The sequence below is a fragment of the Bradyrhizobium australiense genome (assembly GCF_013114825.1).
In the GTDB taxonomy this organism is placed as follows: domain Bacteria; phylum Pseudomonadota; class Alphaproteobacteria; order Rhizobiales; family Xanthobacteraceae; genus Bradyrhizobium; species Bradyrhizobium australiense.
Map to the genome: position 1 here is coordinate 344,176 of NZ_JAAVLX010000006.1, position 19,633 is coordinate 363,808.

19 protein-coding genes are annotated in these 19,633 nt (G+C 63.1%); 8 read left to right on the plus strand and 11 right to left on the minus strand.

What is annotated here, in order from left to right; all coding sequences use genetic code 11:
* Nucleotides 1–27: 27 nt before the first annotated feature.
* The 3 genes from HCN58_RS20320 to HCN58_RS20330 form a co-directional block, all read right to left on the minus strand.
* Complete coding sequence (locus HCN58_RS20320; RefSeq protein WP_171581155.1) at nucleotides 28–1,086, minus strand: lysylphosphatidylglycerol synthase domain-containing protein; 1,059 nt, start codon at nucleotides 1,084–1,086, stop codon at nucleotides 28–30.
* A 277-nt stretch (nucleotides 1,087–1,363) separates the two neighbouring features.
* On the minus strand, nucleotides 1,364–1,660 hold the full coding sequence (locus HCN58_RS20325; RefSeq protein ID WP_171581156.1) for a hypothetical protein: 297 nt from the start codon (nucleotides 1,658–1,660) through the stop codon (nucleotides 1,364–1,366).
* A gap of 2 nt (nucleotides 1,661–1,662) precedes the next feature.
* Entirely contained in the window at nucleotides 1,663–3,057 is a 1,395-nt protein-coding gene (locus HCN58_RS20330) for an OmpA family protein (RefSeq protein WP_171581157.1), read from the minus strand.
* Nucleotides 3,058–3,224: 167 nt separating this feature from the next.
* Here HCN58_RS20330 and HCN58_RS20335 point away from each other — a divergent pair, with 167 nt between their 5' ends.
* Both HCN58_RS20335 and HCN58_RS20340 read left to right on the plus strand, forming a co-directional pair.
* Nucleotides 3,225–4,283, plus strand: coding sequence for a polysaccharide deacetylase family protein (locus HCN58_RS20335; RefSeq protein ID WP_171581158.1), 1,059 nt, complete (start codon nucleotides 3,225–3,227; stop codon nucleotides 4,281–4,283).
* Nucleotides 4,284–4,448: 165 nt separating this feature from the next.
* The gene (locus tag HCN58_RS20340; protein ID WP_171581159.1) at nucleotides 4,449–5,249 is read left to right on the plus strand and encodes an SDR family oxidoreductase; all 801 of its coding nucleotides are present in this window, start codon (nucleotides 4,449–4,451) and stop codon (nucleotides 5,247–5,249) included.
* Nucleotides 5,250–5,415: 166 nt separating this feature from the next.
* Here the strand turns inward: HCN58_RS20340 and HCN58_RS20345 are convergent, their stop codons facing one another.
* The 5 genes from HCN58_RS20345 to HCN58_RS20365 form a co-directional block, all read right to left on the minus strand.
* A complete protein-coding gene (locus HCN58_RS20345; RefSeq protein WP_171581160.1) occupies nucleotides 5,416–5,688 on the minus strand; it encodes a hypothetical protein in 273 nt (90 codons plus the stop codon).
* A gap of 27 nt (nucleotides 5,689–5,715) precedes the next feature.
* Nucleotides 5,716–7,152 (minus strand): benzoyl-CoA 2,3-epoxidase subunit BoxB, encoded by a 1,437-nt coding sequence (gene boxB, locus HCN58_RS20350; protein ID WP_171581210.1) that lies wholly within the window; start codon nucleotides 7,150–7,152, stop codon nucleotides 5,716–5,718.
* A gap of 156 nt (nucleotides 7,153–7,308) precedes the next feature.
* Nucleotides 7,309–8,997, minus strand: a complete 1,689-nt coding sequence (gene boxC, locus HCN58_RS20355; protein WP_171581161.1) for a 2,3-epoxybenzoyl-CoA dihydrolase — start codon at nucleotides 8,995–8,997, stop codon at nucleotides 7,309–7,311.
* A gap of 321 nt (nucleotides 8,998–9,318) precedes the next feature.
* Nucleotides 9,319–10,137, minus strand: a complete 819-nt coding sequence (locus HCN58_RS20360) for an alpha/beta fold hydrolase (RefSeq protein WP_171581162.1) — start codon at nucleotides 10,135–10,137, stop codon at nucleotides 9,319–9,321.
* 176 nt (nucleotides 10,138–10,313) lie between these two features.
* Complete coding sequence (locus tag HCN58_RS20365) at nucleotides 10,314–11,861, minus strand: benzoate-CoA ligase family protein (RefSeq protein ID WP_311966842.1); 1,548 nt, start codon at nucleotides 11,859–11,861, stop codon at nucleotides 10,314–10,316.
* A 12-nt stretch (nucleotides 11,862–11,873) separates the two neighbouring features.
* Here HCN58_RS20365 and HCN58_RS20370 point away from each other — a divergent pair, with 12 nt between their 5' ends.
* The 4 genes from HCN58_RS20370 to HCN58_RS20385 all read left to right on the plus strand — a co-directional run bounded on the left by HCN58_RS20370 (nucleotide 11,874) and on the right by HCN58_RS20385 (nucleotide 14,289).
* A complete protein-coding gene (locus HCN58_RS20370) occupies nucleotides 11,874–12,893 on the plus strand; it encodes a helix-turn-helix transcriptional regulator (protein ID WP_311966845.1) in 1,020 nt (339 codons plus the stop codon).
* 167 nt (nucleotides 12,894–13,060) lie between these two features.
* Nucleotides 13,061–13,420, plus strand: a complete 360-nt coding sequence (locus HCN58_RS20375; protein ID WP_171581164.1) for a PilZ domain-containing protein — start codon at nucleotides 13,061–13,063, stop codon at nucleotides 13,418–13,420.
* A 5-nt stretch (nucleotides 13,421–13,425) separates the two neighbouring features.
* Nucleotides 13,426–13,647 carry a hypothetical protein gene (locus HCN58_RS20380; protein ID WP_171581165.1) on the plus strand — a complete coding sequence of 74 codons (222 nt, stop codon included), beginning with the start codon at nucleotides 13,426–13,428 and terminating at the stop codon, nucleotides 13,645–13,647.
* 99 nt (nucleotides 13,648–13,746) lie between these two features.
* On the plus strand, nucleotides 13,747–14,289 hold the full coding sequence (locus HCN58_RS20385; protein WP_171581166.1) for a P-loop nucleotide/nucleoside kinase family protein: 543 nt from the start codon (nucleotides 13,747–13,749) through the stop codon (nucleotides 14,287–14,289).
* Here HCN58_RS20385 and HCN58_RS20390 read toward each other — a convergent pair.
* Entirely contained in the window at nucleotides 14,270–15,061 is a 792-nt protein-coding gene (locus tag HCN58_RS20390; RefSeq protein ID WP_171581167.1) for an IclR family transcriptional regulator domain-containing protein, read from the minus strand. The genes HCN58_RS20385 and HCN58_RS20390 overlap by 20 nt on opposite strands.
* Before the next feature lie 97 nt (nucleotides 15,062–15,158).
* On the opposite strand from HCN58_RS20390, the gene HCN58_RS20395 reads away from it, so the two are divergent.
* Nucleotides 15,159–16,517 carry an aromatic ring-hydroxylating dioxygenase subunit alpha gene (locus tag HCN58_RS20395; RefSeq protein WP_171581168.1) on the plus strand — a complete coding sequence of 453 codons (1,359 nt, stop codon included), beginning with the start codon at nucleotides 15,159–15,161 and terminating at the stop codon, nucleotides 16,515–16,517.
* Between the two features lie 142 nt (nucleotides 16,518–16,659).
* Nucleotides 16,660–18,096 (plus strand): glutamine synthetase family protein, encoded by a 1,437-nt coding sequence (locus HCN58_RS20400; RefSeq protein WP_171581169.1) that lies wholly within the window; start codon nucleotides 16,660–16,662, stop codon nucleotides 18,094–18,096.
* A 44-nt stretch (nucleotides 18,097–18,140) separates the two neighbouring features.
* On the opposite strand, the gene HCN58_RS20405 is transcribed toward HCN58_RS20400, so the two are convergent.
* The gene (locus tag HCN58_RS20405; RefSeq protein WP_235983747.1) at nucleotides 18,141–18,869 is read right to left on the minus strand and encodes an ABC transporter ATP-binding protein; all 729 of its coding nucleotides are present in this window, start codon (nucleotides 18,867–18,869) and stop codon (nucleotides 18,141–18,143) included.
* Nucleotides 18,862–19,629 (minus strand): ABC transporter ATP-binding protein, encoded by a 768-nt coding sequence (locus HCN58_RS20410; protein WP_171581213.1) that lies wholly within the window; start codon nucleotides 19,627–19,629, stop codon nucleotides 18,862–18,864. Before HCN58_RS20410 ends, HCN58_RS20405 begins: the two co-directional genes overlap by 8 nt.
* Between the last annotated feature and the right edge of the window lie 4 nt (nucleotides 19,630–19,633).

Genomic DNA, 19,633 nt, shown 5'->3' on the forward strand with positions numbered 1-19,633 from the left:
TCTATTCGTGAAGCGCCCGCCGCATCATCAGGCGCCGGTGTCTCCACGCTCGCGCACATAGACGGGGGCCTCATGCCTCGGCTCGGGGTCGGCAGCAGGCGCCAGCTGGCGCAGGCGCTTCGAGCGCGCGCCGATGATAATCTCCCGAAGCGTCAGCAAGATTACAGATATGACAAACGGCCCGATATAATAGAGGACCCGGAACAACAGCATGCCGGCGAGCAGTTCCTCCCGATCCATCTGCCAGAGGCCGACCAGCATGGCGGCATCGAAGACACCCAGCCCGCCTGGCGAATGGCTGGCGAACCCCAACAGCGTCGCCGAGACGAAGATGACCGCGACGACGACAAAGCCGATATTGGGCTCGTCCGGCACCAGCATGTACATCGCCAGCGCGCAGAACCCGAGATCGATGATGCCGATGGCGATCTGCAACAGCGTCAGCGGGCCGCCCGGCAGGGTGACCGTCCACGGTCCGCGGCCGACACCGCGCGGCTGGGCCCAGACCCAGGCGACATAGCCGACCAGGGCGATGATGATTCCGAATGCCGCGATGCGGTTGAACCAGGCCGGCAGCTGATCGATCGAGGCGGCGGCTTCCGGGTGGTAGGCAATGCCCAGTCCCAATACCGCGGCATTGCCGAGCCAGAAGGTGAGCCCGGCAAGGAAGCAGATCTTGGCGACGTCGATCGCGTTCAGTCCCCAGGCCGAATAGATCCGGTAGCGTACCGCGCCGCCGGTGAAGACGCTGGCGCCGACATTGTGACCGATCGAATAGGAGGTGAAGGCGGCCAGCGCGTTGACGCGGTAAGGAATGTGGCCCTGGCCGATCGCACGGACCGCAAACCAGTCATAGAAGGTGAGCGTGAAATAGCCCGCCGCCACGAACAGCGCCGCCAACGCAACCTGGCGGGGCTCGGTGCTCTTGATGGCGTCAATCACCTCATTGGTGTCGATGCCGCGGAGCATGTGATAGAGCACGTAGCACGCAACGGCGATGACCGTGATGCTGATAACGACCCCGAGCTTATGCAGGACCTGTTTCTGGCGCAGAAACGAAATTGCCCTGCGTATTGCTTCCAGCATCTACACCTCGAATTGCGCTTCTGCGACGACGGCAATGGCGCGAACCCCGCCGCCGCTACGCGGCTCCCGTGCCCCTCTGGTACCGCGTTTTGGGCCGGAGTGGAATTCGCCTGACGACGATAAAACGCGCTTCTTCAACATATTAGGCGTAGCTGATGACGGCAGTAGCACGGTTTTGCTGCAATCCCGCCGCTCCGAAGCGGTTCCTGACCAGGGCCGGGCCCTGTCAAGAACCCGTGACAATGACGGCGGTGACGCGGGCCTGCTCATGGTGACGTCAGGCCGGCGGCGCACTGCGCGAGACCACCCAGTCGCGCAACCATGATCCGGCCGCACAACCGCAGAGGTAGAGCGCGAACATGATCAGGCCGAGGTCGAGCCAGTAGCCGAAACGGCCGGGCACCGCGCGCGCGCCCGCGGCAGCGATCAGCGCCGCGACCAAAGCCGAAAGCGCCCATCGCCATTTCCGCGGCACGCCTTTGCCGTGCTGAACCACGGAAATCCAGCCCATGGCGAAGCCGAGCAGCAGCGATACCAAGAGCCAGCCCCAGTAGAATGTGGTCAGATAAGCCATGCTCACTTCACCACGAAATCGATGCGACGGTTCTGCGCCTTGCCCTGCTCGGTATCGTTACCCGCAATCGGCTGTGTCGAGCCATAGCCGACCGCGCTGAACCGGTTGGCGGGCAATCCCGCCTTGACCAGATAGTCGGCGACCGCCTGCGCACGCTTCTCGGACAGCGCCTGGTTGGCCGCCTCGTCGCCGTCGGTATCGGTATGTCCTGATATCTCGATATTGGCGGCCGGACAGCGCAACGCGGTTTCAATCAGCCGGTCAAGCAGACCGGCGGAATCGGCGACGATGTCGGCCTTGCCGGGTTCGAAGCGGATCCGGGACTTGCCGAGCAGCTCGGAGAATAGCTGCTGGCAGACCGTCGCATCCACCGGCGCCGCCGCCGGCTTGACCGAGATCTCCGGCTTGAACTGCCAGCCCTGCGGAAAGTCCTTGCCGAGACCGGCGCGGATCTGACTGGCAGCGGCTTCATAGAGCGCATCGCCCGACAGCTTCACCTCGCGGTCGGAGACGACGAGCGTACCGGTCGACAGCCGCGACAGCGCGCCGAGCGCGGGCACCACCGCGCTGGCGAAGCCCGCAGGCGCGCCGACGCTCGCCTTGAGGTTGTCGACGACTTTTTCGCTGAAGAACTTGCGTCCCGCCGCCGCCACCAGCACGGCGTGAACGTTGTTGTCAGGCACATTGCCGGTCAGCGTCAGTGTTACCGCGACCGGATCCTTGTAGGCCTGGAAGATGTAGGGCGGTGCCTTGACCTCGTTGGCTGCGACGGAAAAACCCTCGGGCAGATTTTTCAGCGCGGCGGCGATGGCCTCCCGGCCGCCGAGTTCGCGCGCCATGCCGGACAGGCTGACCTTGGTGTCCGACAGCGTGATCTTGCCGTCCTTCAGCTTGCCTATCTGATCGAGCAGCAACAGCGCAGCATTATCGAAACGCGGCGGCGCCCCGCGCGCCAAATTCGTCCGGTCGACCACTTCGACGCCGCCGAGGCTGGCGCGTGCTGCCTCCATCAGCCGGCTCTTGCTCGCCGGCAGCGGCGAACTGCCCGACAGCATCACCCGGACGACATCACGTTCGGCCGACCAGACGAACGGCTTGGCTTCCGGAACGAGCCGGGTTTCGTCGTTAACCAGCCGCACGCCCGGCACCGTTTCCACCGAAGCCACCGCACTCTGCCGGCCGTCTTCCGAGAATGCATCTGCGGCCAGGGTCACGTCGCGGCCTGCAACCGAGATCCGCCGCTTATCGAGGATGGTGTCCTTGAGTGCTGTGGCTGAACGCTGCGCCAGGTCGGCTTCCAGCGGTTCGGTGCTCGTCCAGGCTGCGATAGCCCAGAAGATGACCAGCGGAATGACACCCGGCCACCATTTGTTACTCCACCTGAAAAGTCCGCGCATTCGAGTTCCCGCCGGGTCTGGAATGCAGAGAAAACAAACCCTTGCAGGACTGTCAAACCCGAAATGTCGCAGGCGTAAATGGACGCAGAAATCGGTCCGGCTAACAGTTTCTTCAGCGGTCTGTCGCTAGTTTCGCCCCGTAATTAACCGGGCAGCCCCGCATTTCGATGAAACTGCTTCGCAACACCGTCATTCGCGCCGGGCTGGAAGCGCTGTACTTCTCCGGAGCGCACTACCTGCTGCGACCAATCTTCGCAGGCGTCGGCGTCATTTTCATGCTGCACCACGTCCGTCCGCGCCGCGACGGCGAATTTCAGCCCAATCATCATCTCGAAGTCGAGCCGGAGTTCTTGCGGGCGATGCTGGCGCATCTTCGCACCCTCGACGTCGACATCGTCACCATGGACGAGGTGCATCATCGACTCCAGAAGCGGAGTTTCGCACGGCGCTTCGCCTGCTTCACCCTCGACGACGGCTATCGCGACAACCGCGATTATGCGTTGCCGGTGATGCGTGAGTTTGACGCGCCCTTCACCGTTTACGTCACCAGCGATTTCGCCGAAGGCACCGGAAGGTTGTGGTGGGTCTCGCTCGAGAAGGCGATCGCCAAGACCCCCTCGATCGAAGTCCCGATCGGCGGCACAGCAACCCGCCTCGAGACCTCGACGCCGGCAGCCAAGCAGGCCGCCTTCGACCGCATCCACGAATGGCTGCGCCGACTTCCGGGCGAACACGACCTGCAGCGCGAAATCTCCGCGCTGTGCACGCGCCATGATGTCGACGAGTCTCTCATCGCCCGCGATCTCTGCATGTCCTGGGAGGAGCTGAAGGCGTTCGCGGACGATCCGCTGGTGACGATCGGCGCGCATACGGTCACGCATTGCAATCTGGCGCGGCAGAGCGGAGAGACCGCCTCGTTCGAACTGACCGAAAGCCGCGCGCGGATCGAAGCGGCGTTGCAGCGGCCGGTGCAGCATCTCGCCTATCCCTATGGCGACCGGATCGCCGCGGGCCAGCGCGAATTCAGCCTGGCGAAAGCGGCAGGATTCAAGACGGCGGTCACGACTCGGCCGGGCATGATCTTCCCGGAAAGCGCCGGCTACATGACCGCGCTGCAGCGCGTTTCGCTCAACGGCAACTACCAGGACGCGCGCATCCTCCCGGTCCTGACATCAGGCGCCGCCACCGCCATGTGGAACGGCTTTCGCCGCATCGACACTGCGTAGGGCTTCAACCGTAGCCCGGATAGAGCGAAGCGCAATCCGGGGCCTTCTCACACGCTGAGGGATCCATCCCGGCTTCGCTCCATCCGGGCTACGGGTCGATTTCCCTTCCTTGACTCGCCCTGCTCTCACGCCCAAAACCTCCGGCAAAGCCAATGGAGGAAAGCAATGTTCAAGGATCTGTTCTCGCTTAATGGTCGCATCGCGCTGGTGACGGGCGGCTCGCGCGGCATCGGCAAGATGATCGCGGCCGGATTTCTCGCGCAAGGCGCGGCGAAGGTTTACATCACCGCGCGCAAGGCAGGTCCCTGCGAGGCAACCGCGAAAGAACTCACCGCCGCCTATGACGGCGAATGCATCGCGCTGCCGATCGACATCTCGACGGTCGAAGGCTGCGAGAAGCTGGCCGGCGAAATCATCAAGCTGGAGCCGAAGCTCGACATCCTCGTCAACAATGCGGGCGCGGCATGGGGCGCGGAATTCGACGAATTCCCCGAAAGCGGCTGGGACAAGGTCATGGACCTCAACGTCAAGTCGCTGTTCTTCCTGACCAAGGCGCTGGCGAAACCGTTGCGCGCGGCGGCCTCGCCCGATCGGCCCGCCAAGGTCATCAACATCGCGTCCGTCGACGGCATCTTCGTCAATCCCAGCGAGACCTATTCCTACGCCGCGAGCAAAGCCGCCGTGATCCATCTGACGCGGCGCATGGCGACGAAACTGGTCAAGGACAATATCAATGTCACCGCGATCGCGCCGGGCGCGTTCAAGTCGGACATGAACCGGGCCGCGCGCGACCACTCGGACGAAGTCGCAAAGCGTATTCCGGCGAAGCGTATCGGCACCGACGAGGATATGGCGGGGGTAGCGATCTATCTCGCCTCGCGCGCGGGCGATTACGTGGTCGGCAACACCATCGCGGTCGACGGCGGCGTGGTCTACGCAAATGCTGGGCTTGAGATCGCGGGGTAATTCACGGTCGTCATACCCCGCGAATGCGGGGTATCCAGTACGCCGCGGCTTCAAGTGGGTGACCGCGCCGTTTCTGTAATTGGCGCTGGCGTTTACTGGATCACCCGCTTTCGCGGGTGATGACAGCTTGTGCGGAAGGCGCGGGTTGCGCTTTTCATCTGTCGATTCACCCGTATTCGAAATCAGCCTTGGGCGCGTCAGGCAGCTCGCGCTCCAGCGCTTCGCGGTATCGCAAACATCCGCGCAAAAACTTCGGCCAGGGCGGCACGGCCACTTCGGGCGTGACTCGCTCGGGCAACAGGCCCCAGAGGTCGGGATGGTGCCAGCACAGGTCGTGACCGGTGCTGTCGCGGTGCGCGCGGATGCCCGCCCTAAGGCGTTTCACCTCCGCGACCAGTTGGTCGCGGTTCAGTGCTTCGAGGTCGCGGTCGGGGTCCATATTGCTGCTCCCCGATTGCGGGGCGGTTCAGGTTTCGATCTTCACGTACTCGAAATCGCCGGGCTTGTTGTCGATGCCGACCTTCGGCGGCGAAATCCAGGAGGCGTACTGGCCGGTTTCGGTGACCGGCTTCATCAGGGAGGCGATGAAATCGCCGTCCTGCGACGAAGGCAACCATTCGCCCTTGCGCTGGTTCCAGGTGGCGTCGTCGATCAGCACGCCGTCGGGCGTCGCATGCACGTCCTTGAACTCGCCGATCTGGCGATGGAAGGCGACGTTCGGCAGCGTCAGCTTGTACTGATAGCCAGCGGTCGAAATCACCTTGTTCCAGCGCAGCATGCCCTTGACGCAGTCCTGCGTGTAGTCGTCGCGCAGCCGCATGTTGAGCGCGGTCAGCGCGGGCTCATCGACTCGCTTGATCACGCCGTCGACCAGCTTCAGCACCGGATAGGTGGCGTTCTTGAGCTGGTGATCGTCGTCGATCTGGGTTTCCTTGTAGCGACCCTTGATGCCGGCGTTGAAAACATTCGCCGCGTTGGTCGAGACTTCGGAGCCGAACAGATCGAGCGACAGCGAATAGTGCAGGTTGAGCTTCTTCTGGATGGTCGGCAGGTCGATGACGCCGAGCGCGCGGACCCTGCCGACATCGGTGGGATCGGTGATGCCGGCCGCTTTCATCGCCTCGCAGGTGCGCTGCACGACGCGGCTGATGCCGGTCTCGCCGACGAACATGTGATGCGCTTCTTCGGTCAGCATGAAGCGGCAGGTGCGCGACAGCGGATCGAAGCCGGACTGCGCCAGCGAGTGCAACTGCATCTTGCCGTCGCGATCGGTAAAATAGGTGAACATGAAGAACGACAGCCAGTCCGGCGTCGCCTCGTTGAAGGCCCCGAGCATGCGTGGGCTATCCGCGTCACCCGAGCGTCGGCGCAGCAAATCGTCGGCTTCCTCGCGACCGTCGCGGCCGAAATATTTCTGCAAGAGATAGACCATCGCCCAGAGGTGGCGGCCCTCCTCGACATTGACCTGGAACAGGTTGCGCAGGTCGTAGAGCGAGGGCGCGGTCTTGCCGAGATGGCGCTGCTGCTCGACGGAGGCGGGCTCGGTGTCGCCCTGGATCACGATCAGGCGGCGCAGCGTGGCGCGGTGCTCGCCGGGGACTTCCTGCCAGGCCGGCTTGCCATAGTTCTCGCCGAAGGGAATGACGCGGTTTTCTTCCTGCGGCGCCAGCAAAATGCCCCAGCGATACTCCGGCATCTTCACGTAGTCGAACTTGGCCCAGCCGCGCGGATCGACCGAATAGGCGGTGCGCAGATAAACTAGCGACTGCTGAAAACCTTCCGGCCCCATGTCGCCCCACCAGTCCATATAACCGGGATGCCAGCCCTCCAGCGCTTTCAGCACCTGCCGGTCTTCGCTGAGATTCACGTTGTTCGGAATTTTGGTCGAGTAGTCGACGTTCATGTAATTCATGGCCTGCTCCTTGCTCGCTCTCGTGTCCCGGACGCGGCGCGACGCGAAGCGGTGCGCTGCACAACCGGGACCTGTTCAGTGACGGCCTAGATGGGTCCCGGTTCTGCACAGCGGCACTTCACGCCGCAGTGCGCCCGGGCCACGACATCAAACCCGCGTCATGTCGAATTGCGCCTTCTGGCCGGTGCCGTAGCGGCGCAGCGCGCCCTCTTCGCCGACCGCGTTGGGGCGCTGGAAGATCCAGTTCTGCCACGCCGTGAGGCGCGAGAAGATTTTCGATTCCATGGTCTCGGGACCAACGAAGCGCAAATTCGCTTCCATGCCGGTGAGGCCGTCGGGCGAGAAGGACGTGCGCTCCTCCAGGAACACCCGCACCTCGTCGTCCCAATCGATATCGTCGAGCGCGAAGGTGACGAGGCCGAGTTCTTCGGCTTCCTCGGCGTCAAGCGTTGTGCCGATGGTGGCTTCCGCGCGTTCCAGATCGGACGGATCGGCCTGGAAGCGCGATTGCAACCGGGTCAGGCCGTGGCTCATCGGGTAGGGACCGAAATTCAGCGCGGTGAGCTGGATTGCCGGCGGCGGCCGATTATCGCCCTGCCGCGAGCCGATCAGCATGTAGGAACGGTCGGCGGCGAACACGAGTTCGGCGAGCGTGCCGGCGAAGCAGGAGCCGGGCTCGACGAGCGTCACCAGCGTGCGCGAGGTGACATCGATGCGCTTCAGCACGCGCTTCCAGTAATGCCTGATCTCGTTGACCAGCCAGTGCGCCTTGTTGGCTTCGAGGAAGGCATCGCAAGCGACGACATTGGCGGGATCGCCATGCGACTTGAACAGCAGCATCGCGATTTCGAGTTCGTTGATGCGCAAGTGAAGAATTGCGTCATCGAGCTCGCGCGCCACCTGCAACGGCCAGAACGCGGCGCCTTGCGCGATCAGGCCCTCGATATCGGCTGGCGGCGCCGTCTCCGGCGCCTTGATCGAAATGGTCGCGATCCGCGCGGCGCGATCGATGTCGACATTGACAAAACCATAACGGATGCCGCTGTCGTCGATGGTGCGGTTGAGCGGCGAAAGCGTGATGCCCTTGCCGTTACCGTTGCGTTTCGAGCTGGCCGCGAATTCTCTTGCGCGCTCGGCAACCTTGGCTTCGAGCTTGGTGTTCGGCGCGATCTCGTCGACCAGCCGCCAGGCGACCGCACGCTTGCCCTTGATGCCTTCCTCGATGGTGCAGAAGAAGTCGGCATGGTCGCGGCGCACCTTGCGCTTGTCGACCACGCGCGTGAGACCGCCGGTGCCCGGCAGCACGGCGAGCAGCGGCACTTCCGGCAGCGCCACGGCAGCGGCGCCGTCGTCGGCGAGTATGATGTGGTCGGTGGCGAGCGCCAGTTCATAGCCGCCGCCCGCCGCGGTGCCATTGACGACGGTGATGAAGCGCTGCCCGGAATTTTCCGATGAATCTTCCAGGCCGTTGCGGGTCTCGTTGGTGAATTTGCAGAAGTTGACCTTATGGGCGTGGGTCGCGCCCGCCAGCATGCGGATGTTGGCGCCGGCGCAGAACACGCGGTTCTTGCCGGAACGCATCACCACCACTTTTACTTCAGGGTATTCGAAGCGCAGCCGCTGCACGGCATCAGCGAGCTCGATGTCGACGCCGAGATCGTAGGAATTGAGTTTGAGCTGATAGCCTTCGAACAGGCCGGCGTTTTCGTCGACGTCCATGGTGAGGGTTGCGACCTCGCCCTCGACGGCCAGCTTCCAGTGCCGGTAGCGCGACGGATCGGTTTGAAAATCGATGTATTTCGCGCCGCCTGCGAGGACACGATCTTCACCGGCCATGAGCCACCCTCTGTCGTTTTCTCAGGATTTGGTTGGTTTGTTGCATGCACAATAGTGCATGTTTTTGACTGAGTCCAGGCTAAAACGCCGGAATATGCATTTTGTTTCATGTTTGGCCGGTGGCGGAAAATGCCACCCAGTCAGCCCTGGCGAGCTGCGGCCGCTCCAGTTTCGCCTTTATGAGGCCCACCAACGCCGCAACCGGAAAACAATCGGCCCATTGCGGCAGCGGCAGATTGCCGGCCCCTGGGGCGGCGCGGTCATCGCCGCGCGCCGAGAAACCGGGAAGCGAACGCGAAGCAAAGCGTATGACGAAATGCCTTACGCGGCCCGTCCCTGCGAGCCGCTATCGACGTGCAACACCGCGTTTGCGAATTCCGAAATCGCATCGAGCGTCGCCTCCGGCGCTTCGCGATGCGGCTGATGTCCCGCGCCCGGAATCACAGTCACATCGACCGGACAATAGCACTCTTGCTGCGCGATCTCGACCTGGCGCATGGTCCCATACTGGTCGTCCACGCCCTGCAGGATCGCTACCGGCACGCGGATATAGGCGAGGTATTCGGAAATATCCCAGTTGCGGAAATCAGGATCTAGCCAGGCGCCGTTCCATCCGTAGAAGGCGTTGTCGACGTCCCTGTGCCAGCGCGAAAGCTTCCCCTTCAGATTCGTGGTCTCGTAGGCGCTCCGGATCTTCGCAATCGAGGCCACCGAAATATCCTCGACGATGAAATGCGGGGCGATCAGCGCGAGGCCCTGCACACGGTAGTCCTGATGCGAACCGGCATAGATCGCCGCGATCGAGGCGCCGTCGGAATGCCCGAGCAGCAGGCCGCGGCGAAAGCCGATCTTGTCGAGCAGTTTTGGCAAGACGTCGAGCGCCTCGACATGCATGTAGTCGAGCGGCCGCGGCAGTTTCACCGCCGTCGATGCGCCGTAGCCGGCGCGCGAATAGACGAATACGCCCGCGCCGGTCGCGGCCTGAAGCGTGTCCGGAAAGTCACCCCACAGCCTGGCCGATCCGAGGCCCTCGTGCAGCATCACGATGGTCGGCGCGTGCTCGGGCGACGGGCCGACCATGCGGTATTCGAGATGGGAGGCGCCGACGGTGAGAAAGCCCGAGGGGGTAAGGGTTGTCATGCTGTAAGCTTTCCGAAAGTGATCCAGACGTTGCACTCCTTGCTCATGTCGTCCCTGCGAAAGCAGGGACCCATAACCATCGGCCTTCGTTGTGGTCAAAGGTCTCGCACATCGCGCGTCGACGGATGAGCCGCAGCGTATGGGTCCCTGCTTTCGCAGGGACGACGTGAGAGAGGTTACGATGCACCATCCCGCAGCTTGAACCGTTGAATCTTCCCCGTTGCCGTCTTCGGCAGGCTGTCCACCACGTCGATCCAGCGCGGATATTTCCACGGACCGATCTTCTGCTTGACATGCTCCTTCAACACCTCGTGCAGATCATCGGTCCTGGCGCCGGCGCGCAGCACGACAAAAGCTTTCGGCTTCAGCAGTCCTTCGGGATCGGCCTCGGGCACGACGGCGGCTTCGAGCACGGCCGGATGGGTGATCAGCGCGCTCTCGACCTCAAACGGCGAGACCCAGATGCCCGAAACCTTGAACATGTCGTCGCTTCTGCCGCAGAAGGTGTAACGGCCGTCGGCGTCGCGGATGTATTTGTCACCGGTACGGGTCCAGTGACCTTCGAAAGTCGAACGGCTCTTGGCACGCTGATTCCAGTAACCCTCGCCGGCCGAGGGCGCATCAACCAGCAATTCGCCGACCTCGCCATCGGCCACCTCGCTGCCTGCTTCATTAACCAGCCGCACCTTGTAGCCGGGCACGGGCCGGCCGGAAGAGCCGTATTTGATGTCGCCGGGCGCATTGGACAGGAAGATGTGCAACAGCTCGGTCGAGCCGACGCCATCGAGAATGTCGACGCCGAAGCGCGCCTTCCAGGCGTTGCCGACCGATTCCGGCAGCGCTTCGCCGGCGGAGGTGCAGATACGCAAGCGGTTGCCGGCGCGGGCGTCCTTCAGCGTCTCGTCGTTGAGCATCGCGGCGAACAGCGTCGGCACGCCGTAGAAGATGGTCGGGTTGTATTTGTTCATCAGCGCGAACATCGCAGCCGGCGTCGGCCGTTCCGTGTGCAACACCGTGGAAGCGCCGACCGACATCGGAAACGTCAGCGCATTGCCAAGACCATAGGCGAAGAACAGTTTTGCTGCCGACAGACAAACATCGTCCTCGCGAATGCCGAGCACCTGTTTGGCGTAGGTTTCGGCGGTGGCGGCGAGATTCGCATGCAGATGCCGCACGCCCTTCGGCATGCCGGTCGAACCCGACGAATAGAGCCAGAACGCAGGCTCGTCAGGATGCGTCGCCGCGGTCGCAAACGTATCGCCCTCGCGCGCGAGCTCGTCTGAGAGTTTTTTGTGGCCGTGCGCGTCCTTGCCTGCCACGACGACGTACTCGAGATCCGGTATCCGGCTGACGATATCCTTGACGATCGGCAGCAGCGCTTCGGAGACGAACAGGACGCGCGCGCGGCAATCTCCGAGGATGTAGGCGTACTGCTCCGACGTCAGCAGCGTATTGAGCGGCACCGGCACGATGCCGGCGCGGATCGCGCCGAGAAAGACGGCGGGGAAATCGACGGTATCCAGCATGATCATCGCCACGCGCTCTTCGCGGCGGACGCCGAGCCGGCGCAACATGTTGGCGACGCGGCGGGTCTGCCTTTGCAGATTGCCATACGTGAGTTCGGTGACGGTGTCGGTGAAGGCGAGCTTGGCCCCGCGCCCCTCCTCGACATTGCGGTCGAGCAGCCATGTCACCGCGTTGTACGAACCGGACGTGCCGCTCACGACGCTCCTCCCCTGAGCTTTAAGAATTATAATTCATACAAAGACACCCGCTGCGCTTGCTGTCAATCCTCATCGGCATTATGTTTCCGAAATCCGTTCACCCCGACGCAATGCCGAACGAGGGAAATGACCGAGGCCAGCGACCCCGAATCCGGCTTTCTCGAGCAGCTTGGCCAGCGTGTGCGCACCATGCGCGCCCTTCGCGGCATGTCGCGAAAAGTGCTGGCAAAAGTTTCCGGAATTTCCGAGCGCTATATCGCGCAACTCGAGGGCGGCAAGGGCAATGTCTCGATCGTGCTGCTGCGGCGCGTGTCGAACGCGATGGGCGCGCATCTCGAAGACCTGATTCCTTCCGCCGAGCCCGCGCCGGATTGGGCTGTGATCCGCGATCTCCTGCGCAAGGCGACGCCAGCGCAAATTGCGCAGGCCAAGGATGCGCTGGCCGGCGGCGACCTTTCGGCGCAGCGGCGGATTTCGTTTGCCGGCATCGCCCTGATAGGCCTGCGCGGCGCCGGCAAATCCACCCTCGGCAGGATGCTGGCGAAGAAGATCGGCTGGAAATTCGTCGAACTCAACAAGGAGGTCGAGGCGCAGAACGGCCTGTCCGTCGCCGAGATCATCGCGCTCTACGGCCAAGAAGGTTTTAGGCGCATGGAGCAGGCGGCGCTGACGCAAATGCTGGCGCGGAAAGAATTGATGGTGCTGGCGACCGGCGGCGGCATCGTCTCCGAGCCCTTGACCTTCGACCTGATCCTGTCGTCGTTCTACACCATCTGGCTGAAGGCCGAGCCGGAAGAGCACATGGCCCGCGTCCGCCGCCAAGGCGATCTGCGCCCGATGGCGGACGATCGTTCCGCGATGGCGGAACTGCGCAACATACTGATCAGCCGCGAACCGCTCTACGCGCGCGCGTCAGCGGTGGTCGATACCGCGGGGCTTTCCGTGGATGCTGCGGCGGCGCGGCTGAGCGATGCGGTGGCCCCGGTGCTGCACGACAAGCACGCGTTCGGCTTGCGCAGCGCGGTCTCCTGATCGCTTTCACGAAAGCGCCATCCGCAACCGCCTGATTTCCGGCCAGGGCCACGGTTGCATCCGATAGCAAGCGCGACCGTTAACCACCGCACAAGTTCCATGCGAGCGACTGCTGTAATGCACGCTGAAGGAGTGTTACTAAATCATTAATGCATGGAGGACAAATCATGCTGGAGCGCCGTCAGGTACCCAGAAACCACGTCTACTATGGTGGATTAGTCGCGTTCAACGACCGCAACTCGACGATCGCCTGCGTCGTGCGCAACTTCAACATGTTCGGTGCGAAGATCGAAATTGAAGACGTGGTCCTCGTATCCGATGAGATCGATTTTGAGATCGAGCGCAAGGCAATCTCCTGCACGGCGCGCCTGGTCTGGCGCAACAGCGATGCGGCGGGCCTGGTGTTTGCCAACGTGCACGAGGAGAGTGGTGTTGTTCCGCTGGCATGGGCGCGCAAGCTACGCGCCAGCGAACGAGCCAACAGACGGCTGCAGTGGCGCCTCGATCAGCTTCTCTCCGAGCATTAGAACGCATGAGCAGCGTTGAAGGCGAAGATGACGCCATCCTTGCCGTCGCGCCGGCACCGAAAGTCCGGCGACGCCGCCTGCGCACGATCTTCCTGGCCGTGTTCACCGCGCAATACACGCTCGTGGCCCTCGCGGCCGGCCTCACCATCGCGGGCATCCTTCGCTATCTGGTGACGCCGAAGATCGTCGCCCAGTTCGAGGCGATCGCCGCGGCGTTCAAGCATTAGCGGGCGGCTGCGGCCGGCCGCATTCAGGATCGATCCGAATTGTTCGCCGCCGAGTTGCGCACCCTCGAACTCCGGACCCATTCACGATACTGATGGCGCATGAAGCTCGTTTTCCTCCATGGTTCACCTGCCGTCGGCAAGCTGACGGTTGCCAACGCGCTGCTCCGGATGGTGCCGGGACGGCTGATGGACAATCACGCCGCCATCGATTTCGCACGAACCATATTCGAGTTTGGCGCGCCCGGATTCTGGGAGCTTGTCCACGACGTCAGGTCTTCGGCGCTCAATGCCGCAGCAGCGAACGGCGTGCCGCTGCTGGTGATGACGTTCTGCTACGCCGAGCCGGACGATCGCGTGCAGTTCGCGAATTTCGAGGAGCTCGTGCGACGGCATGGCGGCGAGTTGCTGCCGGTCTTCCTGCACTGTTCGCGCGAAGAAGCGATGAAACGGGTCGGCAATCCCGACCGGATCGCGCGGCGCAAGATGGCTTCAGGCGAAGCCCTCACCAGATATCTCGATAGCTACGACTTCACGGCGGTGCCGCGGCCCGATTGTGTCCGGCTGGACACCGAACTGAATTCAGCGGAGGCAACCGCGCAGAACATCGTCTGCCATTTCGGACTCACACCAGCATCGACTTGACCGACGCCGCCGCCTCGCGCAATCGCGGCAGGAAGCGTTCAATCATCTCGGCTGACGACACGCGGTCGACATGCGCGCCCATGTTGATGGCGGCGACGATCGCGCCGTCGTAGCGGCGGACCGGCACGGAGATCGAGCGGAAGCCGGACTCGGCTTCGCGATCGACCAGCGAATAGCCTTGGGCGCGATCGGCGATGATGGTCTTCAGGAGCAGCTTCTTGTCGGTCACGGTGAACGGCGTCAGCGGCGCAAGCTCTATCCTGTCGAGCGCCGCAGCCAGTTCGTCGTCGGCCAGCCGCGACAGCAGCACGCGGCCGACCGAGGTGCAGAACGCCGGCAGCCGGTAGCCGATGTCGATCCCGGCGGAAAATATCCGCGTTGGGCTGGCGCGTGCGATGAAAACGACGTCGTTGCCGTCGAGGATCGCCATCGACGCGATCTCCTGCGCCTCGCTCGACAACTTATCCAGCGCCGGCTGCAGCACCGAGACGACATGGTTGGAGGCAAGATAGCTTGACGCCAGCACCAGCACGCGCGGGGTCAGGCGGAACAGCTTGCCATCGGTGGCGACAAAGCCGGCGCGTTCGAGCGTGAAGAGAATGCGCCGCGCGGTTGCACGCGGCAGCTCGGCGGCCTTGGCGAGGTCGCTGAGCGTCATTGGCTGACGGCCGCCGCCGAAGATTTCGAGCACGCGCAGGCCGCGGTCGAGGCTTTCGATGAAGTCGGTCGCGCCGCGGTTGTCTGCGTCCCCCGCGCGCTTCAGTTTGGGCATCGCTGCCTCCATAATCCGCTTGCCTAACGCCAAGCCTACGTTAAAATCGCACAAAAGTTCAATAGGCGAACAAATCTGGATCTCGGAGAGCCTCGCCATGATGAGCCAGGAAGCGAACGACCTGATCACCCGCACCGGGCGCAAGGACCCGTGCGGCAAACTGATGCGGATGTATTGGCAGCCCGCGGCGCTGGTCGACGAGTTGCAGGGGCCGCGGCCGGTGCGGCCGGTCAAACTGCTCGGTGAGAACCTCGTGCTGTTTCGCGACGAGCAAGGCCGCTATGGCCTGATCGACCGCCACTGCGCCCATCGCGGCGCCGACCTCGCCTTCGGACGGCTGGAGAATGGTGGGCTGCGTTGCGCCTTCCACGGTTGGCTATTCGATGCATCCGGTCAATGCCTGGAGACGCCTGCGGAGCCGAAGGACTCAAAGCTGTGCCAGGGCATCAAACAGCGCGCCTACCCCGTGGTCGAGAAGAGCGGCATCCTCTGGGCGTACCTCGGCGAAGGCGAGCCGCCGGCGTTTCCGGAGATCGACTGCTTTGTGGCGCCCGACAGCCATACCTTTGCGTTCAAGGGCCATATCAGTTGCAACTGGCTGCAGGCGCTGGAAGTCGGCATCGATCCGGCGCACGCCTCCTTCCTGCACCGCTTCTTCGAGGACGAGGATACGTCCACCGCTTACGGCAAGCAATTCCGCGGCGCGTCCGCCGGAAGCGACATGCCGATGACGAAGATTTTGCGCGAATACGACAACCCGATCATCAATGTCGAGCACACCGAATACGGCCTTCGTCTGATCGCGCTACGCGAAATCGACGAAGAGCGGACGCATGTGCGCGTAACCAACCAGCTTTTTCCGCACGGCTTCGTCATCCCGATGAGCACGGAGATGACGATCACGCAGTGGCACGTGCCTATCGATGACGAGAACTGCTACTGGTATGCGATCTTCACCTCTTACACGGCGCCGGTCGACAAGAAGAAGATGCGCGACCAGCGCCTCGAACTTTATGAATTGCCGGACTACAAGTCGCGCAAGAACAAGAGCAACGATTACGGTTTTGATCCGCACGAACAGGCGACTGCGACGTACACCGGCATGGGGACGGACATTAACGTCCACGACCAGTGGGCGGTGGAATCGATGGGCGCGATCCAGGACCGCACCAACGAGCATCTCGGCCAATCGGACAAGGCGATCGTGCAGTATCGCCGCTTGCTGCGGCAGGAGATCGAGAAGGTTGTCGGCGGCGAGAAGCCGTTCATGTTCCTGGACGCCGCGCATGCGCGCAGCATTCAAGGCCCGGCGACGATGGACGGCATCGGGCCGACGCGCGGCTGGGAAATCTACTGGATGGAAGTCGACGTCAAGCGCCGCCGCGGCGCGCCATGGGCCGTGCCGGTGCCGACGGAGATTGCCGGCAAGATCCGGCATCTGTCGGCGGCGGAGTGATGATGGCTCCCTCCCCGTCATTGCGAGGAGCGAAGCGACCAAGCAATCCATGTCGACGCTTCCGGCGCGATGGATTGCTTCGCTACGCTCGCACTGACGGCCGATATAGCATGCCTCGATTCAGACTCGCGGGAGCAACGCGTTGAGTTTCGTGAAACGTCACGGGCTGTGGTCTGGGGAGCAGCAGGAGGCGGCAAGCCGCCTGCGCAAGATCGTTGAGGAGAAAAACCTCGAAGTCATTCGCCTCTCATTCCCCGACCAGCACGGCATCCTCCGCGGCAAGACGCTGGTCGCGGCCGAAGCGATTGCCTCGCTGGAAGGCGGCTGCTCCATCACCACGACCATGCTCGCCAAGGACACCTCGCATAAGACGGTGTTTCCGGTGTTCACGGCCGGCGGCGGCTTCGGCATGAAGGAGATGGAAGGCGCCGCCGACGTAGTGATGGTGGCAGACCCCACCACCTTCCGCGTGCTGCCATGGGCGCCGACCACCGGCTGGCTGCTGTGCGACCTCTATTTCAACGACGGCCGCCCGGTGCCATTCGCGACGCGCAACCTCTATCGCAAGGTGATCGATCAGCTCGGACAGCGCGGCTACGATTTCGTTGCCGGCCTCGAGGTTGAATTCCACATCTTCAAGCTCGACGACGCGCACATGACGCCGGAGCATGCCGGCCAGCCCGGTACGCCGCCTTCCGTCAGCCTGCTGTCGCACGGGTACCAGTATCTGACCGAGCAGCGTTACGACCAGATGGAGCCGGCGCTGGAAATCATCCGCCGCGATGTGCTGGCACTGGGGCTGCCGCTGCGCTCGGTCGAGGTCGAGTTCGGCCCGAGCCAGTGCGAATTCACTTTCCAGCCGACCCAGGGACTGGCGCCCGCCGATAACATGGTGCTGTTCCGCTCGGCCGTAAAGCAGATCGCGCGGCGCCACGGATATCACGCGACCTTCATGTGCCGGCCGAAATTGCCAAATGTGTTCGCCTCCGGGTGGCATCTGCATCAGTCGCTGGTGTCGCGCGCGAGCGGCGAGAATGCATTCATGGCCGGCGACAAGGGCGAGGTGCTGACCCCGTTTGGGTTTGCCTATCTCGCGGGACTTCTGGAACACGCTCGCGCGTCCACCGTGTTCACGACGCCGACCATCAACGGCTACAAGCGCTACCGCTCCTATTCGCTGGCGCCGGATCGCGCGATCTGGGGCCGCGATAACCGCGGCGTCATGATCCGCCTGCTCGGGGGACCGGGCGATGCGGCCACGCGGCTGGAAAACCGCATCGGCGAGCCGGCGGCGAACCCATATCTCTACATGGCCTCGCAAATTCTCTCTGGGCTCGACGGCGTCGACCGCAAGCTCGATCCGGGTCCGTCGGCGGATACGCCGTACGAGACCAAGGCGGCGTTGTTGCCGAAGAGTTTGCGCGAGGCGGTGTTTGCGCTGCAGGACGATCCGTTCTTTCGGCAGGCGCTAGGCGCGGAGTTCGTGGATTATTACGTTCACATCAAAAACGCGGAGATCGAGCGGTTTCAAGCCGAAGTGTCAGACTGGGAGCACCGCGAATATTTCGAGATGTTTTGAGGAGAGCAGCTTTCTCTCGTCGTCCGTGCGACGACAGAGATGGATCAAATCCCGAGATACCGGTGCTGCAGATCCGGCTCCGCGATCAACTGCTCACTTGTCCCCGTCCACACCGTCCGCCCGCGCTCGATGATGTAGTGGCGGTCGGCAATGCGGGAGAGATTGGCCACGTTCTTGTCGATGACGAGCACCGATTGTCCGCGGCCTTTCAGCATCGACAGGCAATTCCAGATTTCCTCGCGGATCAAGGGCGCGAGTCCTTCGGTGGCTTCGTCGAGGATCAGGAGTTTCGGATTGGTCATCAGCGCGCGGCCGATCGCCAGCATCTGCTGCTCGCCACCCGACAAGGTCACGCCCATGTTGCTGCTGCGCTCGGCTAATCGCGGAAACAATGCGTGGATTTTTTCAATGGTCCAGGGATCGGGATTGCCAGCGCGGTTGCCCGAGGCCGCCACCAGATTCTCGTAGACCGTCAGGTTTGGAAAAATCTGACGGCCTTCCGGCACCAGGCCGATGCCGAGCTTTGCGATTTTGTAGGAGGGCAGGCTGCGCACCTGCTCGCCCGCGAAACGGATCGTACCTGATCGCGCCGCGGTCATGCCCATGATGGAACGGATGGTGGTGGTCTTGCCCATGCCGTTGCGGCCCATCAGGGCGACCATCTCGCCGGCGTGCACACACAGCGACAGGCCGAAAAGGACCTGGCTGAGGCCATAGCAGGTCTCGATCCCTTCGACTTCGAGCAGAGTTTCAGCCATTTTGGATTCAGCCATGGCTGACCACCACATGCTGGTCGCCGAGATAGGCGCGCTTGACTTCCTCATTGGTCCGGATGGCGTTGGGATCGCCCGAGGCGATCACGCGGCCATAGACCAAGACCGTGATGCGGTCGGCGAGCGCGAACACCGCCTCCATGTCGTGCTCGACCAGCACGATAGTGACTTCCTTCCGCAATTCCTTCAACAGCGCCACCATTCGCGCGGATTCGGTGACGCCGAGGCCGGCCATCGGCTCGTCGAGCAGCAGCAGTTTCGGTTTGGTCGCGAGCGCAACTGCGAGTTCGAGCTCGCGCTGTTCGCCGTGGCTCAATTCCGACACCAGCACGTCGGCGCGCCTGGCGAGCCCTACCCGCGTCAACGCAGCCTGCGCCGCGTCGCGCAGATGTCTCTCTTTGCGCGCAGCACCCCAGAAGCGGAACGAGTGGCCGTCATGCGCCTGCGCCGCCAGCGCGACATTGTCGGCCGCGGTGAAATCCGGCAGCAGGCAGGTGATCTGGAACGAACGCGCCAGGCCGAGCCGGCTGCGCTGATAGGACGGCAGCCACGTGATCTCGCGACCGGCGAAGTGAATGGTGCCGGAATTCGGCATCAACTGCCCGGTCAATTGGCTGATCAGCGTGGTCTTGCCAGCGCCGTTGGGGCCGATGATGGCGTGCAGTTGGCCCGGCAACACGTCGAGCGACAGATTGTCGGTGGCCTTGATGCCGCCGAAGCTGCGGACCAGGTTCTCGACACGGAGCAAGGGACCAGCCAAGGAA